This is a genomic window from Verrucomicrobiota bacterium, assembly GCA_016200005.1.
Taxonomy (GTDB): Bacteria; Verrucomicrobiota; Verrucomicrobiia; order Limisphaerales; family PALSA-1396; genus PALSA-1396.
Window position 1 is genome coordinate 1 of sequence record JACQFP010000056.1, and the last position, 16700, is coordinate 16700.

Consider the following 16700-nt stretch of genomic DNA (forward strand, 5'->3'; position numbering starts at 1 on the left):
CCGCGCACCGGGATTGAGCGGCGGCATCATCTGGACGAGTACAGCGTGTAACGGGCGGTGCGCAAGGCGGCGGTGCTAGCCCAGCTGGACGGCCGGAAAGTGACGCCGCACACGTTGCGACATTCCTTTGCGACGCATCTGTTGGAGAATGGTTATGACATTCGGACAGTGCAGGAGTTGCTCGGACACAAGGACGTGACGACGACGCAAATCTACACCCACGTCATGGCCAAGCCGGGCTTGGGGGTGAAGAGTCCGCTGGATGGGTGAAAGGAAGGTTCCAGGGGAAGGCCTTTCCCGAGGGTTCTGCTCCGTTCGCGTGGTTCGTGTGTTGCGCAGTCAGAAATCGACACCTCACCCTCAATCCCTCTCCCCGATCGAGGCGGAGAGGGAGGGGAAGCATCCAACATCGAACCACCAACATTCAACGTCCTACTTTGAACGTCGAACGCTGAAGTTGTGAAGGCCTCAACTCTCAACCCACAACCCTCAACTCAGCCGCATCGGCATGACGACGTAGAGGAACGGCCCATTGATCTTCAAGACGCCCGGACTGAGTTCGTCGATCAACTCAATAAACACTTCGTCGTTGGGCAGCGCATTCAACGCATCGATCAAGTATTTCGGGTTGAAAGCGATGGACATCTCCTTGCCTTTGTAATTGATCGCCAAGCTTTCGCGCGCTTCGCCCACTTCCGGTGAGTTGGCGGTGATCGCGAGATTATTCTTGGCGAACGCCAGCTTTACCGAATTTGATTTGTCGCTCGTCATGATTTCGGCGCGTCTCAACGCGTGGAGAAATTCTTCGCGCGACAGGGCCACGCGCTCCTTGGCTTCCGCGGGGATGACCTGGCGATAGTTCGGATAATTTCCCTCGATCAACTTGGTCGCCACCAGGATGCTGAACCCTTTCTCATCCTTCAACGTGAACGCGGCCTGGTTCTCGTTGTAGCGGACCTCGACCTCGCCTTTGTCCTGCAACAGACGGTTCAACTCATTCACGGCCTTCGCCGGCACAATGAATTCGCCCTGGCTCTTGTCCGACACGTCCACTTCTTCATCCACCAACGCGAGTCGCCGGCCATCCGTCGCCACCATGGTCAGCTTATGCTCCTTCAAGCTCAGAAAAATTCCATTCAACACGTAGCGCGATTCATCCGTCGAGATGGCGAAGGAAGTCTTTTTCATCATGCTCCGGACCTTTTCCTGCGGCAGCACCACCTTGCGTTCCTCTTTGAGCTTTGGCAGCGGTGGAAACTCATCCGCGCTCAAGCCATTGATTTTGTAGAATGAAGCACCGGAACGTAGTGAACAGGAGTGTTTGTCATCGACTTCGATTTCCAGTTCTGGATTGTTCAATTCACGCACAATTCCAAAGAGCTTTTTGACCGGCACCGTGGTCGCTCCTACTTTTTTCACAGTCGCTTCGACGCCGCAGGAAACTGTGACGTCCAGATCCGTTGCGGTCAACTCCAGCCGGTCTTTCTCAGCGCGCAGCAGGACATTGGAGAGAATGGGCAGCGTGGTGCGGGTGCTGACGATGTTTTGAACGGCTTGCAGCCCGTTGATGATTTGCTCTTTCGCGATTGTTAGATTCATTGCGCCGTTAATATGTATCTGAATTCTTAAAACACTCTTATTATTAAAGGGTGTGAATAATGCAAACAACTCACAGTGTCAAGGATGGCTGGCCGTTTGCGAGCCAAATAGAGGCGAAAAGAAAATGGAAAGCGAGAGAAAAAATCAGGAAAGTCCGGCTTGTTCACACTACCAACAATGCGTTCACTGACAATTGGGAGCTTATTGGTAACGTTGTGCTCTTTGGATGACCGACGGCAAAACCGATTCCACAAATTCAATGTCGGCAGGCGTCGTTTCGCGGCCCAACGAAAAACGAACCAGTGAGTTGGCGATTTTTCTGTCCACACCCAAAGCAGAGATCACATGAGAAGGTTCGAGCGAGCCGGCGGAACAAGCTGAGCCGCTGGACGCACAAATGCCTTCGATGTCCAGCCCGGCGAGCAATGCGATGCTGTCCGAACCTTCCACGACAAACGAGACGGTGTTGGTCAGGCGGTGCTGACGCGAGCCGACGAATCGAACACCGCCGATCTGGTCTAGGAGTGAAATCAAACGATTCGAGAGCGGCGAGAGGATTTCTCTGGCAAAAACAGGTTGCGGAACAAACCGCTCCAAAGCTTCAAAAAACCCAATGATAGCGGCAAGATTTTCCGTGCCCGCGCGGCGTTCATTTTCATGGCTGCCGCCAAACAGGATCGGGTCGGGCAGCAAGGGTGAGCGGACGAAAAGGGCACCAGCGCCCTTTGGGCCGTGGAATTTGTGACCACAAATTGAAACGAGATCGGCGTTGAACTGATGAATGCTGGCGAATGGTTCCTTCCCGAACCATTGCACAGCGTCGGTGTGGAAGAGAACGCCGCGTTCGCGGCACAATGCGCCGAGTTCAGCAACTGGTTGAATTGTTCCGATTTCGTTGTTCGCCGCCATGATCGAAACCAGGATCGTATCGGGGCGGATTGCCTTGGCGAGAGAATCGACTGAAACGATTCCCTCGTTTGAAACGGGAAGGGTCGTCAGCGCAAAACCTTCCTTCCTGGCAAGGTATTCGCAGGGATGCAACACCGCATGATGCTCGATGGCCGAGGTGATGATATGACGTCCTTTCGACTTCAGCAGGCGCGCGACGCCAAAGATTGCCAGGTTGCTGCTTTCCGTGCCGCCACTGGTGAAAACGATCTCACTCGGCTTGCATTGGAAGACGCGCGCTGTGCGATCACGCGCGTCGTCGAGAATCGCCCGTGCCTTTCGCCCGACATGATGAACGCTGGACGGGTTGCCGAAGACTTCGCCGAGGAACGGCAGCATCGCCTCGCGCACCACCGGGTCGAGCGGGGTGGTCGCGTTGTAGTCGAGGTAGATGGTTTTCATCAGGGGGCGAGTTCGAGCGCGCCCAAAGGATGCTCACGCCGCCAGCTTGTGCGTGCAGGCGAGGTCCGTGTTCGCGTCAATGTGCCAGCGCTTGGCGACTAATTCGTGATCGTTCGTCAGTCCCCAGCGGTCGGGCTGCGGCTCGCCAATGTGCGCCTGGTTCGCCCCCTTCAACTCCATGCAACCCTTGTTGTTGCCAATTTCCGCGATGAACTCGCACTCATCGGCGGTCAGTTTGATGTCCGGCAGCGACGCCAGTTCGTCCAGTTTCGATTCGATGGGTTTGGTCTTCTCGCCAGTTTCCTGAATCAACGTCGGGATGACGCTTTTCACCCCGGGTTGCGACAGATTCCACAGACAGGCCAGTTGAAGCATCGTCACGTTATGCTTCTTTGCAATGTCGCGCAGGCGTTCCATCTTCTCACTACCGGCCTCGACCCAGCCCGCCGGACGGAACGCGCGATGATCCTGCTGGCCGAACTTGTGTCCCGGCTTCACGTCGTCGTGGAACAGCCCGCCGTAATCCACAACTCTCGTGATGAGGTTCACGTCGTGCTTCACGGCCGCGGGCAACACCAGACTGCCCGGCCACGGTTCGAGCGGATTCAGAATAATCATCGCCCAGTCGAGCAGCGGACCGAATCGCTCGAAACAAAGCAGGAGGTCCAGCGTGAAACCGTTGGCCGGGCCGGGCGCGACGCCGATACGCTCGGTGAGCTTCGCGTCGCGGAGTTTGTCCGTCGCTTTCCAGACCGCATCGCTCGTGTAGCCGGTGAAGTCCGGGTTGTGCAGCAGGAGGAGGTCAAACTTGTCCGTGCGGCAACGTTGCAGCGATTTCTCCGTCGCCATGCGCAAGTAATCCGCGAATTGATTCGGCGGGCGCAGTTGCGGGTGGGTGAAGCGTGGAAAGCCCTTCGAGCCGTCACGTTTGCCGGAATAAAAATCGTGTCCGACCGCGCCGACGAGGCAATAGGCATCGCGCGGCAAACCGGTGAGGGCGCGGCCCAGCAGCTCATCGGCAGCGCCGTTGCCATAGACATCCGCCGTCATGAAGGTGCGGATGCCGCGTTGATAGGCTTGTTGAACGACTTGGATGAAGCGTTCCTCGCTGAGCGGCTCGCCAAAGTGCATGAAACGTCCGCCGCTCCACGTGCCGAATGCTGTGCGTGTCAAATCCATAAATCGTCATCAATGAAACTTGAGAGTCGGGCCAAAGGCAACGACACTTTTCTTAACGCGTTGCTGCGGCGGGTTGTTCGGAGGTTGCTTACTTCGGCAGCCATTTCTCCCAGTTCTTGGCAAATTGTTCGACGTTCTCCTTTGTCACCGGTGTGAGTGGCGTGTTGTCCATGACTCGTGGCGGATCCTTCTTGAAGTGGAGTTTGTTGATGAGGTGTTCGACGGCGCGGTAGCCGTAGCCATAAACATCCTGTGACAGGAGCAATTGCACGTGACCGCTTCGGACGTAGGGCAGTTCCGGCGGCAACGCATCGACCGCGACACATTTGATCGTGCCCGGACTCCAGCGCAGCGCATTATCGGTGAAGAGCGGCCAGCCGCCGAGCAAGCCCCAGCCGGTGATGTCCGGGTTCGCCTGCATCACCTGTTCGATCTTCGCCACCGCGTCCTGCGGCGTTTCCTTGTGATAATAAAGGTCGAGCAGCTTGATGCCAGGGTGTTTCTTCGCCGCGCTTCGAAAGCCAGCGCCGCGCTGCTGCAAATTCGACGCATTAGGATTGCCGTCGATGGCGGCTACGATGCCCTCTCCGCCCAGCAACTTTGCCAACGCTTCGAACACCGCCTCGCCACACTTGAACTCATCAATACCTAAAGCAACAAAACGTTTGCTGGACGGAGCGTCGCCGGAAAACGTGATCACAGGAACGCCCTGCCGCACCGCTTTGTTGATCGCGTCGGTCAATTTGGTCGCGTCGGAGCAACTGATGATGACGCCGTCCGCGCCGTTCAACACGAGTTGTTCCAGGAACTCCGCCTGCTTTTGCGCGTCCTCCTCATTCGGCGTGCGCCAATCGATCTTGATCTTGAGGCCATGCTTCGCGCCCAGTTCGCGGGCGGCGTCATTCGCGCCGACGCGCGCGGCCTCGAAAAACTGGTTGCCCTGCGATTTGGCAATCATGCCGAGCGTGTAGGTCTTTTGCGCGGACGCCAGAAAGGGAAGGAACAACAGCGCCAACGAGGTCAGCCGCAAAACGCTGCTTGCAAAAGATTTCATGTAGCCAACTATAAACGTTAGCAAACGGCGGCGACAGGAAAAAGTCTGGACGGCGTACCGGATTGAACGATTTATGAACCTGGACGAATCACAGAAAAAGAAAATCTCTGCCTGGATTGCAGAAGGTCTGCAACTCGCCGAAATTCAGAAGCGGCTGGCTGCCGAACTTAAACTGAGCCTGACTTACATGGATGTCCGCTTCCTCGTGGATGATCTGAAGCTGACGCCCAAAGACATTGAGCGCGCGAAGCCGGTTGAAAAATCCGCTTCGCAAACGGGCGGCGTATCCGCTTCGTCCCCTGCCGGGCCAACCTCAGCAGCGGCAGGTGGCACCGGGAGCGTTTCGGTGTCCGTGGATCAAGTGGCGCGACCCGGAGCAGCGGTCAGTGGCAGCGTGACGTTTAGCGATGCTATGAACGCCGTCTGGTATATCGACGAAATGGGTCGTCCCGGTCTGATACCAAGCCAACCGGGCTACAAACCGTCAGCGGCCGACCTGCAACAGTTTCAAATGGCTTTGGAAGCGGAGTTGACGAAACTGGGAATGTAAGCGTCCGGGCTTTCCTTCATGGCAATCATGGCGGCGTGAACAGTTCGATCACGTGACCGTCCGGGTCACGCAGAAACACCTGCCACGCGCCGTCGGGTCGCAATTTTCGAGGACGAAAATCCGCTGTGAGTTTTTGGAAATGTTGCTCCCATGAATCCAGTTCATCCACCCGCAGCGCGAAATGATTTCCGCGATTGCCGGATGATACCGGTTCACCGCGCTCACCGATGAGGTGCAATTCCTGGTCCGTGCCGAGTCGAAACCACGCGCCGGGAAAACTGAAGGCCGGACGCGGCAACGGGTCGAGCAACAAAACCTTGCGATAAAACTCGCAGCTTTTTTCCACATCCGCCACATGGAGGGCAACGTGATTCAGTTCAAGGATTTTCATCGCCGCTGATGATGCCGCCGCGAGAGACGAGATTCAATCGCGGGGTAGCCGCCGACGTGAGGAGGCGGATTCATGCGGGAATCACGGCCAATTGTCCGCCTCCTTATTTCGGCGGCTACGTCTTGGGTGGACGATCAACAGATCGTCCACTCAATTTCTCCGCACCGTGAAGAATCCGTCAGGCCATCTCAAACAACCAACTCACCACATCGCCCAACAACCGTCGTTGCCCCATTGTTGCGAGCCGCGGTAAATTTGCATCTGCTTGATTTGTTTCCAGGAAACAGAACCGTCGAGCAGGCCCACGTTGCCTCCGACGCCACCGATGACAGCGGAGGACGCACCGCTGGCGTTTGGATTTGAGGCGTCGAGTTCGCCCAGAATTGGCCCGCCTTTGCCGTGCGGGGCAAAGCTCTGGCGGTATCCGGGGGACCAGTCGTTCATGTCCGAAACCAGAACCAAGCTGCTGTTGTCGGTGAGCTTCTGGGGTGAAATCCAGGTTGCCGTGCCCACGATCGCCGGCCAGGGCGTGTTGGTGTGGCCGCCGTGATAATTGTAGCCGACGACGTAACCGTACTCCTGCTCTTCAAACGGCCGTTGCACCTGCTTCCGAATGAAGTAATCCGCAAAACTCGGGCAGTGCACCATGCGTTCAGTGCCAAGGTATTGGACGATCGAATTACTGGTCGCATTACTGAGCACGGGCAGATGGTCATCGTTTGCCGCCCTGGGCCGGTTCGGCGCGCCACTCGGCAGACTTTGTTGATTATCGTCGCCATACAAGTGCAGCGCGATAAGGAACTGGCGTGAGCTGTTCTTGCAACTGGTGCGTCGGGCGCGTTCCTTGGCGCCAGCCAGCGTGGGCAGCAGCAGCGCGGCGAGTATGCCAATGATGGCAATCACCACGAGCAATTCAATGAGCGTGAAGGCGGTCGCTTTCAACGACTGTCTTTTGCTTTTGGATAATGTTGTTTGCACGTCCAAGCTCCACTTCACCTTGCTCAAGCGGATTGTCAGAACATCCACCAATTCCCCAAACCGTCAATTGAGCCCAAGCTGGCTTCGAGCGCTGACCCATAAACCCGTTGCAGTTCCGGCTGAAGTCCGGCATCTCTTACCCATGTTCTGTCGCGTAATACTACAAGGTGTGATGGCGCTCGTCGCCACAATGTTCCTGACCAGTTGCGTCAGTTATCGCCCGGGCGATGCAGCGCATTTTCAAACCGGTGAATCGGTCGTCCTTGTGGGCGAAAAGCCGGCGAACCTTGCTTTTGCGCCAGCGCTTTCCCAGCCCGCCAACGTTCGCAGCACGTATCGCGACGGACTGCCGCAGACGGTTCATTATGAACCGGGGCGTGACTACGTGCTTGATACGGCTGGCCAGATTCGACGGACGGCACAGTCACGCATTCCTGATTTCGGCACGAACATCCTCTTCGGCAAGGAGGATTTTAATCACACCCAGTTTCCCGGTTACGGCAACGGACCATTCTTTGTTTACGCAGACTATTATCATCGCGAAAAATTTCAGCCTCCGGCGGCAAGGCCGGAATTGGGTGCTGCGCATCTGCCGGTGACGCGGAAAAAACTTCGTGCCGGAGAAAAAGTCCGCATCGTGGCGTACGGCGACAGCATCACCGCCGGTGGTGAAGCTTCTGAGCCGCGGTTGATTTTTTGGGAACGCTGGGCCGATGCCCTCCGGCAAGAATATCCGCACGCCACCGTTGAAACAATCAATGGCGCGACCGGTGGCGACTCAACGGTGCAAGGTTTGCAACGGTTGCAAGCCAAGGTGCTCGGCCAAAAGCCCGATCTGGTTCTAATCGGCTTCGGCATGAACGACCACAATCGCGGCGGCGTGCTGCTCAACAAGTTCGCCGAAAACCTGCAGACGATGATCGACCGGATTCGCGCCGACACCGGCGCGGAGATTGTTTTGTTTTCTGCCTTTCCGCCAAACCCGAAATGGCATTACAGCTCGCACAATATGGAAGCCTACGCGGTGGCGACCGAACAGGTTGCGCGCGAAAAGCACTGCGCCTTTGCCGATGTGTATCACCTTTGGATGAGCATAGCCGCGCGCAAGAAGCCGGAAGACCTTTTGGGCAACAATATCAATCATCCCAACGATTTCGGGCATTGGATTTATTTCCAGGCGTTGCAAGCGTTCGGATTGTGATGCTAACGAATTTGGAACACGGAACTTGAACCGCAGCTGGACGCGGATGAACGCAGATTTCCGGAAGAAGAACTTTCTGATTCATCACTTTCGCTCCGCGAGGAATGCATTGGGGGAAATTTCTAGGTTGTTGCGCTTGTCGAGGATTTAGGCGCCTAGGCAAACACAATTTCCGTCGTTGTGGCCTTCTCATCCCAACCGCGCGTTGGCTCGGCCGTCACGGACGAAATGTCCTTGATCGAAATCATGCGACCGCGGGTCTTCGGACTTTTCACTTCGATCTGCTTTGGATCGCAGGTCTGCTGGCTGATCTTCTGGTGCGGCGCGGGCTTGTAGCGGACGTAGAGAAGCTTCGGCGTGTCGGGCGCGAAGAAAAGAATGCGCGATTTGTCCGGGATGCAGAGATACGCCTTGTTCAAAATCGTGCCGCCGAACTTGAAGCGCTTCAAATAGCTCGCCTTGCGATCGGTGTAGGCGCAGGTGAACACTGTCTCGCGATCCGGCAGGCCGCAGTAAAACAGTTCCGGCCCGACGAATAATTTTTCTGGCAACTCGGTGACCTTGTAAGTCCCGTCCTTGAACACGAGCAGTACCTTGTCGAACTTCGTGCACTCGACCTTGAACTCCTCGCCGCTGACTTTGTAGCCCACGTAGCCACTCTCGCGGTCGTAGGCAACCTTGAACGCCTTGAACGCCACGGCCTTCGCGTCCACTTCCTCATGGCGGCTGCTCTTGGTCGTGAGGCGCGGATACTGTGGACCGTATTTCTCCAGCAATGCTTCGAGATGGCCGATGACGTAGCGCGTGAGGTTTTTGAGATTGTTGCGCGTTTCGGCGAGGTCGGCTTTGACCTTCTCCATCTCCTGCCGGTGCTGGTTGATATCGAAGAGCGAGATGCGACGGATGCGAACTTGCAGCAACCTCTCCACATCCGGGTCGGTAATCTCGCGCACGAGTTGGCGTTTGAACGGCTTGAAGCCGTCATACACCGCCTTGGTCACGGCCTCGCTCGTTTTGCACTTCTCGATCAATTTGTAAATGCGTTCCTCGATGAAGATGCGTTCCAACGTCCGATAGTGCAGTTCGTCCTGGAGCTTCTGCTCCTTGAGTTCGAGCTCGCGCTTCAGCGTTTCAACTAATTGCGCCGTGTTCTCGCGTAGCACCTCGCTGACGGTCAACTCGACCGGCCGGCTATTCTTGATGACGACGATGCGGCTGGCAATCGTCACCTCGCAATCCGTGAAAGCGTAGAGCGCATCCACCAACTTCTCCGCGTCCACGCCGGACGGGCATTTGATTTCGATCTCAACGTTCTCGGACGTGAAGTCGTTGATGGATTTGACCTTGAGTTTGCCCTTCTGCGTCGCGTTTTCGATGGACGCAATGAGCGAATCGGTCGTGGTCGTGGGCGGGATTTCTTTGATGACTACAGTGGACTCGTCCTTGGTTTTGATCTTGGCGCGCACCTTCACGCTGCCCGTGCCGTCCTTGTATTCGCGCGCATCCATCAAGCCGCCTGTCGGGAAATCCGGCAGACACTTGAACGGCTGCTTCTTGAGAATCGCGATCTGTGCCTCGAGCAACTCGGGGAAATTGTGCGGCAAAATCCGCGCGGCCAATCCGACCGCAATGCCTTCCGTGCCGAGCATGAGCGTGAGCGGCAGTTTGCTTGGCAGCGCGACGGGTTCTTTGTTACGCCCGTCGTAACTGGGAACGAACCCAGTAATCTCGTCGTTGAACAATTCCGGGCGCGCGAGCTCCGTGAGCCGGCACTCGATATAACGCGGTGCGGCGGGCGGATCGCCAGTGAAGATGTTGCCGAAATTTCCCTGTCCCTCGATGAGGTAACGTTTGTTCGCCAGCACGACCAACGCGTCTCCAATGGAGGCATCACCGTGCGGATGATACTGCATCGTGTGGCCGACGACGTTGGCGACCTTGATGAACCGCCCGTCATCCTTCTCGTGCAACGCCCACAGGATGCGCCGCTGCACGGGTTTCAAACCGTCGGCGAGATTCGGAATCGCCCGGTCGCGGATGACGTAGCTGGCGTAATCCAAAAATCCGCGGTCAACACGCGTGTGCAGACCTGCTTCGAGTTTCTTCGGATTGAACGGCCGATGCGCGATGGCCTCGACCGCTTCGGCGACGACGTGTTGCGCGCCGTTCCCGTTGGCCGAAGCCCTGGCTTTGCCGCGCTTTGATTCGGCAGGTTTGACGTCGGTCGGCGCAGGCTTCGCGCGCTCGATGGGCAATTCCGGCTGATTGGAATCTTTCTTTTTCTTCGCTGGATTCATGCGCGCGCCTATTTAGCCAGACCACCGTGATGCTTGGCAAGACTCACGCGCGCAGACGCTCACGAAAAGGTGATGCCGCATCCCAGCCGAGCCGCCTGCTACAACCTTTTGTTCCATATGAGACAAAAGGTTGTCACACCGGTCTCGGGCTGAAAGTGCGCAGTTGTTGGCCGGCTTCCCGGAGCACTTCGACCCGCTGCCGCCACGCGCGCTGTCCCAGATAGTTATCCGGCAAAAGCTTCTCCGGCAGCAGAGGATCGTTGGTCACTGCGTCCAACCACGCCTCGCGCTCTTCGGCGGCCCAGTGCAGCAACGATTTTGCCGCTCCTTCGTCGCGAAGCGGCTTGCAAGACCGCTGGTTGAGGATGCGCAAGTAAGAGCCGTAGCGACGGTTGATACGCTCGAAGTCCCACGCGCCCGCGACGATTTCAGCATTGGACTCTCCCGCACACGAGCGCGCCTCCAAGAGGATGAGCGATTCCACATTGATTTTCCCACCGACGAGGATTTGCCTTTCCTCTTCAAGCGAATCGGGCGTAATCCACACGCTATTCTGCAAGTATCCGAAACCTTTAGCCTGAAGGTATCGGCGAAGTCGAACCCGGTGAGAGTTCTGCGCCGTGGGAACGTCGAAAAGCACCAGCCGCCAGCGACCGTCCCATTCGCGCGACCAGCGCGCTTGGGGGTCGCGCCCGCCCAGAGCATGCAGCCGGCCCTGCCAGGTCAGACGATACATCCGGTCGTCGGGCACGGTCGGATCGCGCTCGACGAGCTTTTGCTGTTCCAGCGTTGAGACCTGCCGCAGCAGTCCGTTTCGGTAAGCCCAGCCTTCGTAAGAATCCGTCAGATTGCGGAATGTGGGGCGCATCAACTTGTCAGCAGACCATAACAGGAGGTTCAAAAACTCTTCCGTTCGAGGTTGCATACCGCACAGCCTGACAAAACACCCGGTCGAATGCAATACAATCTTTTGTCTCATATGGGACAAAAGGTTGTAGAACTGGTAGAGGCGAACGGTTCGCGAAATCTGTGGCTATTCCTCCACCGGCACAACCAGCCGCTCCATGATGTAATCCTTCCGCTCGGGCGTGTTCTTGCCCATGTAGAAGTTGAAGATCGGGCCGGACTCAACTTTCGGTGCGTATTCCACTTTGCTCAGGCGCATTTCCTTGCCGATGAATTGCGCGAATTCCTTCGGGCTGATTTCACCCAGCCCTTTGAACCGCGTGATCTCTGGCTTGCCGCCGAGTTCCTTCACGGCGTTGTCGCGTTCGGTTTCGCTGTAGCAATAAATCGTTTTTTCCTTGTTGCGCACGCGGAACAGCGGCGTCTCCAGCACATACACGTGGCCGTCGTGGACGAGTTGCTCGAAAAACCGGAAGAAATACGTGATCATCAAATTGCGGATGTGCATGCCGTCCACGTCCGCGTCGGTGGCGAGGATGACCTTGTCGTAGCGCAAGCCCTCGGTGTTGTCCTCGACGTTGAGCGACTGCATGAGGTTGTACATCTCGTCGTTCTTGTACATCACGTCGCGCTTGAGATCCCAGACGTTGAGCGGCTTGCCCTTGAGCACGAACACCGCCTGATTGTTCACGTCGCGGCAGCTCGTGATCGAACCGGCGGCGGACTGACCTTCGCAGATGAACACCATCGTGCCTTTGCCCTTCTCCTTCTTCTTGTCGAAGTGGTTCTTGCAATCCTTCAACTGCGGGATGCGCAGCGTGATCGCCTTGGCCCGTTCGCGCGCGAGCTTTTTGACCTCCTGCAATTCCTTCCGCAACTGCTGCGTGTCTTTGACCTTCGTGATGATTTGTTCCGCGATGGCTTTGTTGCGCTGGAAAAAATGCAGCAACTCCTCGCGCACGCTGTTGACGAGGTCGGTGCGGATTTCCGTGTTGCCGAGCTTGTTCTTCGTCTGCGACTCGAACACCGGGTCTTTCAGGCGGATCGCCACCGCGCCGATCATGCATTCGCGCACGTCGTCGCCGTCGAACTTGCCGCCGCAATACTCGTTCACCGCCTTGAGCAAACCTTCGCGAAACGCGCTCAGGTGCGTGCCGCCGTCGCTCGTGTATTGGCCATTGACGAAGGAATAAAACGTCTCGCCGTAACGGTTGTTGCTGTGCGTGAAGCAGAACTCCAGCATCTTGCTCGCGTAATGCAGCGGCGGATAAATCGGCTCGCTGCCGTCGCTGGCGAGGTCTTCCATCACGAGGTCCATAAGGCCGTGGCGGGATTGGAAAACTCTTGGCTCGGGCGACGCCGGCGTTTTCAGAATCAACCGCAGCCCCGTGTTCAGGTAGCTGTAATGGCGCAGGCGGCGTTCGAGGTGTTCTGGTTTGAAATCGGTTTCCTTGAAGATCGTCGAGTCCGGCTCGAATTCGACATACGTTCCGTCCGGCTGTTTGGCGTCCTTGCCCTTCTTCTCGTTCTTGAGCTTGCCGCGCTTGAAGCTGGCCTCGACGAATTCCCCCTCGCGATAACTGCGCACGACGAACACGTCCGAGAGCGCGTTCACCGCCTTCGTGCCGACACCGTTGAGGCCGACGCTGAACTGGAACACGTCGTCGTTGTATTTCGCGCCGGTGTTGATGGTGGACACGCAATCCACGACCTTGCCGAGCGGGATGCCGCGCCCGTGATCGCGCACGCACACGCGTGTACCGTCAATCACGATCTCGACCTCCTTGCCGAAGCCCATGATGTATTCGTCAATGGCGTTATCAATGACCTCCTTGAGCAGGATGTAACAGCCGTCGTCGTAATGATTGCCGTTGCCGATGCGCCCGATGTACATGCCCGTGCGCAGCCGAATGTGTTCCAGCGAACTCAGCGTCTTGATCTTGCTTTCGTCGTAATTGTGTTTGGTTTTTTCGGACATAGAAAAATTGACCAAGGAGAAAATGAGGCAAATCGGTGCGGATGAAAATAGAAAACCTCACTGCGGTCGTAGCTTCACTCGCCGCGCGTGGCGAAGCGGCGGTAAACGCGCCGCAGCCGCCGAGGTGATGAAGTCCGCGCAAATGCTGTGGATCGCTTTCAAAGTGATGGCCGCGGGCGCAATCCCGCCGGAGGACGCCTTCCGCTACGCGTTTGAAAACGGCGCGGACCACGTGCTCGCCGGGGACGTGCAGATCGCCCGGAAGATTCTTGCGGATCTGCCCAAACGAACCCGCGCATGGCAGTCGCCCCTCGCAGCAATTTGAAATACCCTTGTCGCCGTAGGAGACGAGGTAGCGAGTCTGAAACACTGCGCTTCCCCGACACTCCGGCGCGACCAGAGGTTCGCTTGGCTTGAGCGGCTAGTTTGCCGCAACGGTCGTCCCACTTGGCAAAAGGCCGACAATAAAAACTCGCACATGTTGACCAGCCCTTATTGTCAACTCGCTTCCATTATCGCAGACTGCCAAGATTGTCCCTTAAATTGCCGCGCAAAATGTGAATGAGCGTTAAGAGACTGGTCACTTGGGCAGCGCGACGGCACGGTAGAAGCGAATTGAATCGGTCGTTATCGGGTCGGTGAACACCACCGTGCCGGAGGTATTATCATTCCAGGCTACCTTGGTCCACTTGATCATGTCGCTGGAGACCTCCAAGGCATAAGTGAACCCCGCTTGGCCGCTAACAATCAATCGCACTGTTCCCTGGTTCTCAACAGTCATTGACGTGATTCTGGGAGCGCTTTCGACAGGGACGAACGCCTTTGCGCTCAAGAAGCTCGCACCTGCTCCCGCAGTGCTGATGGTAACGCTCCACCCGCTGGCGAAACTGCCCAGGTCCCCCGGACCGTCGTCAAACACATACAAGGACCAATTCCCATTGGCCGATTGACCGTTGAACACCGTGAAGTTTGTCCCGTGCGGCCCCGCCGGTGCAGGAGATGGATAAATTGTGGCCGGTGAGTACGCTGTTGGCCTGTAAGTCCCGCTGGCCAAAGCACCGGTTTGCGGCAACGCCGCCGCCGCACTGTTCGAGAAGGTCAAGTTCGCATTGACCGTTGGCCCCGTGCCTGCATTCTCCATGACTCTCATCGTCTGCCCGCCCGGCCCGACGAGCAGTACGTCCACATCATTGCCCCAGGTGTGACTGAATCCATTGAGCCGCAGCACAACGTTGGTGATTGTCCCACCCATCCCACTCACGTTGATCAGCGACGGATACGGCGCCCCCGCCCCCGAATCCGGGATCACGATTGCGGCGCTGTTGGTAAAGGACTTCGTCCCTGTCAACAATGAACTGACTGTCAGCACAAAATCCGTGCTCGTGGTAAACTGCCCGTCGCTCACGCTCACCGTGATTGTCGTGGTCCCCATCTGCCCGGCTACCGGCGTCACCGTCACGGCGCGGTTGCTGCCACTGCCGCCAAACGCGATGTTATTGGTCGGCACCAGTGCCGGATTTGAGGACCCCGCAGTCAAAGTCAGTCCCGTCAGCGGTGTATCCAGGTCTCCAACAGTAAAACTCAGCGGCCCTGTCGTCCCGTCCACAGTGATCGTCTGATCCGCTATCGCCGTGATCGTCGGGGGCACGGTCACCGTGGTCACCGTCAGGCTCCACCCGCCGGCGATGCTGCCCGTGGACCCGGAACTGTCATCCACGACATACAGCGACCACGTCCCATTGGCTGCAGTCGCGTTAAACACCGACATTGTCGTCCCATACGGCCCAGCGGGCGCCGGCGCAGCGAAAGTGTCGCCAGTGGTGATGTTCGTCGGCTTGTAAGTTCCCGAAACAATCGTCCCCGTCCCCAACGATGAGGCGGCAGCGTCCGACAGAGTCAGCGTGACGTTGTTCACTGCCCCGTTAGGGCCCACATCCGACATCACAATCACCTTTTGACCGCCAGGTCCAACGAGAAGAATGTCAATATCACGCATCCGTTGGTGCGTAATGCCGTAGAGCGTCATCGTCACGTTGCTGAGCGTGCCGCTCATTCCGGCAACACTGATCGTCGAGGGATATGGCGTTGCCGCTCTCACGCTCGGAATCCTGATCGCCGTCGCGTTGGTGTGTGCCTTCGTTCCCGTAAACGACGTACTGACCGTCACCACAAAACTGGTGCTGGTGCTGGTCTGACCGTCGCTCACGCTCACGGTGATCGTCGCACTGCCGGTTTGGTCGGTGGCCGGGGTCACCGTTACCGTCCGGTTGCTACCGCTGCCACTCAACACAATGTTGCCGGTCGGCACCAGCACAGGGTCGGACGAGCTGTTACTTAAGGTTAAATTGCCTACGGGCGTGTCCACGTCCCCAATCGTGAAGTTCAACGGCCCCGTCGAGGTGTTCACCGTAATCGCCTGATTCGCTATCCCCGTGATCGTCGGCGGATCGTTTACCGCGTTGACCGTCAGCGTAAAACTCGTGTTCGTGCTCAATTGTCCGTCACTCACACTCACCGTGATCGTCGCCGTCCCGTATTGATTGCTCGCCGGACTCACCGTCACGGTCCGGTTGGCACCTGAGCCGCCAAACGCAATGTTGTTCGTCGGCACCAAGGCCGGATTGCTTGTTCCCTTACTCAACGTCAGGCTGTCTGGTGCGGTCTCCGCATCCCCCACGGTAAAGCCCAGCGCAGCCGTGCTCGTATCCTCGTTGATCGTCTGGTCCGCAATCCCCGTGATCGTTGGCGGGGTGTTCACCGCGTTGACCGTCACCGCAAACGAGTCGCTGGCGCTGTTCGTCCCGTCACTAACCGTCACGGTGATCGTCGCCACTCCCGTCTGATTGGCCGCAGGCGTCACGGTTACCGTCCGGTTGCTCTCACTGCCCCCAAACACCACGTTGTTCGTTGGCACCAGCGTCGGGTTGGTCGAGCCTGCGCTCAAGGTCAGATTGCTCACTGGCGTGTCCGCGTCATTGACCGTAAACGGTATCGCCGGCGAGGGAGTGTTCACCGTTGTCACCTGATCTGGAATGTCGCTGATCGTCGGCGCCAGGGACGGCGGATTCTCTCCCACCGGCGTATTCATGTCCGCTTGGATCTCGGTCACACTCAGCGCCCGGTTGTACACCCGCACTTCATCAATCCGACCGGCAAAGTACTGCCCGTACAGCGCATCCCCGCCGAGCGTCAACGCCCCCGTCGATGGGTTAATCAA

Annotated in this window: 14 protein-coding genes; 4 read left to right on the forward strand and 10 right to left on the reverse strand. The window is 57.4% G+C overall.

The annotated features are described in order from the left end of the window. Window positions 1-57: 57 nt before the first annotated feature. On the forward strand, window positions 58-270 hold the full coding sequence (locus HY298_19765; protein ID MBI3852501.1) for a tyrosine-type recombinase/integrase: 213 nt from the start codon (window positions 58-60) through the stop codon (window positions 268-270). Window positions 271-489: 219 nt separating this feature from the next. On the opposite strand, the gene dnaN is transcribed toward HY298_19765, so the two are convergent. From dnaN to HY298_19785, 4 genes are all read right to left on the reverse strand, one after another. After that, on the reverse strand, window positions 490-1599 hold the full coding sequence (gene dnaN / locus HY298_19770; protein ID MBI3852502.1) for a DNA polymerase III subunit beta: 1110 nt from the start codon (window positions 1597-1599) through the stop codon (window positions 490-492). A gap of 201 nt (window positions 1600-1800) precedes the next feature. Next, the gene (locus tag HY298_19775) at window positions 1801-2949 is read right to left on the reverse strand and encodes a cysteine desulfurase (GenBank protein MBI3852503.1); all 1149 of its coding nucleotides are present in this window, start codon (window positions 2947-2949) and stop codon (window positions 1801-1803) included. Window positions 2950-2982: 33 nt separating this feature from the next. Further along, window positions 2983-4128, reverse strand: a complete 1146-nt coding sequence (locus HY298_19780) for an aldo/keto reductase (GenBank protein MBI3852504.1) — start codon at window positions 4126-4128, stop codon at window positions 2983-2985. Between the two features lie 88 nt (window positions 4129-4216). Continuing rightward, window positions 4217-5182 carry a substrate-binding domain-containing protein gene (locus tag HY298_19785; protein ID MBI3852505.1) on the reverse strand — a complete coding sequence of 322 codons (966 nt, stop codon included), beginning with the start codon at window positions 5180-5182 and terminating at the stop codon, window positions 4217-4219. 73 nt (window positions 5183-5255) lie between these two features. Between HY298_19785 and HY298_19790 the strand changes: the two genes are divergently transcribed. Then, window positions 5256-5732: a hypothetical protein gene (locus HY298_19790; protein ID MBI3852506.1), complete on the forward strand. Its 477-nt coding sequence runs from the start codon at window positions 5256-5258 to the stop codon at window positions 5730-5732. A gap of 25 nt (window positions 5733-5757) precedes the next feature. On the opposite strand, the gene HY298_19795 is transcribed toward HY298_19790, so the two are convergent. Both HY298_19795 and HY298_19800 read right to left on the reverse strand, forming a co-directional pair. Beyond that, window positions 5758-6123 carry a VOC family protein gene (locus HY298_19795; protein ID MBI3852507.1) on the reverse strand — a complete coding sequence of 122 codons (366 nt, stop codon included), beginning with the start codon at window positions 6121-6123 and terminating at the stop codon, window positions 5758-5760. Window positions 6124-6324: 201 nt separating this feature from the next. Further along, window positions 6325-7101: a type II secretion system protein gene (locus tag HY298_19800; protein ID MBI3852508.1), complete on the reverse strand. Its 777-nt coding sequence runs from the start codon at window positions 7099-7101 to the stop codon at window positions 6325-6327. A gap of 142 nt (window positions 7102-7243) precedes the next feature. Here HY298_19800 and HY298_19805 point away from each other — a divergent pair, with 142 nt between their 5' ends. Continuing rightward, window positions 7244-8302, forward strand: a complete 1059-nt coding sequence (locus HY298_19805) for a hypothetical protein (protein MBI3852509.1) — start codon at window positions 7244-7246, stop codon at window positions 8300-8302. A gap of 155 nt (window positions 8303-8457) precedes the next feature. Here HY298_19805 and HY298_19810 read toward each other — a convergent pair whose 3' ends face one another. From HY298_19810 to HY298_19820, 3 genes are all read right to left on the reverse strand, one after another. Beyond that, window positions 8458-10599: a DNA topoisomerase IV subunit A gene (locus tag HY298_19810; GenBank protein ID MBI3852510.1), complete on the reverse strand. Its 2142-nt coding sequence runs from the start codon at window positions 10597-10599 to the stop codon at window positions 8458-8460. Between the two features lie 133 nt (window positions 10600-10732). After that, window positions 10733-11500, reverse strand: coding sequence for a hypothetical protein (locus tag HY298_19815; protein ID MBI3852511.1), 768 nt, complete (start codon window positions 11498-11500; stop codon window positions 10733-10735). Between the two features lie 132 nt (window positions 11501-11632). Continuing rightward, window positions 11633-13483, reverse strand: coding sequence for an ATP-binding protein (locus HY298_19820; protein ID MBI3852512.1), 1851 nt, complete (start codon window positions 13481-13483; stop codon window positions 11633-11635). Between the two features lie 22 nt (window positions 13484-13505). Between HY298_19820 and HY298_19825 the strand changes: the two genes are divergently transcribed. Further along, the gene (locus tag HY298_19825; GenBank protein MBI3852513.1) at window positions 13506-13808 is read left to right on the forward strand and encodes a hypothetical protein; all 303 of its coding nucleotides are present in this window, start codon (window positions 13506-13508) and stop codon (window positions 13806-13808) included. A 255-nt stretch (window positions 13809-14063) separates the two neighbouring features. On the opposite strand, the gene HY298_19830 is transcribed toward HY298_19825, so the two are convergent. Then, the coding region (locus HY298_19830) for a hypothetical protein (GenBank protein MBI3852514.1) at window positions 14064-16700 on the reverse strand (2637 nt) is incomplete at its 5' end.

What these genes read in the sequence shown, in the direction of transcription:
- HY298_19810 (MBI3852510.1), bottom strand. Translation starts at nt 10,599, where the DNA reads ATGAATCCAGCGAAGAAAAAGAAAGATTCCAATCAGCCGGAATTGCCC.
- HY298_19820 (MBI3852512.1), bottom strand. Translation starts at nt 13,483, where the DNA reads ATGTCCGAAAAAACCAAACACAATTACGACGAAAGCAAGATCAAGACG.
- HY298_19805 (MBI3852509.1), top strand. Translation starts at nt 7,244, where the DNA reads ATGTTCTGTCGCGTAATACTACAAGGTGTGATGGCGCTCGTCGCCACA.
- HY298_19825 (MBI3852513.1), top strand. Translation starts at nt 13,506, where the DNA reads ATGAGGCAAATCGGTGCGGATGAAAATAGAAAACCTCACTGCGGTCGT.
- HY298_19795 (MBI3852507.1), bottom strand. Translation starts at nt 6,123, where the DNA reads ATGAAAATCCTTGAACTGAATCACGTTGCCCTCCATGTGGCGGATGTG.
- HY298_19790 (MBI3852506.1), top strand. Translation starts at nt 5,256, where the DNA reads ATGAACCTGGACGAATCACAGAAAAAGAAAATCTCTGCCTGGATTGCA.
- dnaN (MBI3852502.1), bottom strand. Translation starts at nt 1,599, where the DNA reads ATGAATCTAACAATCGCGAAAGAGCAAATCATCAACGGGCTGCAAGCC.
- HY298_19775 (MBI3852503.1), bottom strand. Translation starts at nt 2,949, where the DNA reads ATGAAAACCATCTACCTCGACTACAACGCGACCACCCCGCTCGACCCG.
- HY298_19780 (MBI3852504.1), bottom strand. Translation starts at nt 4,128, where the DNA reads ATGGATTTGACACGCACAGCATTCGGCACGTGGAGCGGCGGACGTTTC.
- HY298_19785 (MBI3852505.1), bottom strand. Translation starts at nt 5,182, where the DNA reads ATGAAATCTTTTGCAAGCAGCGTTTTGCGGCTGACCTCGTTGGCGCTG.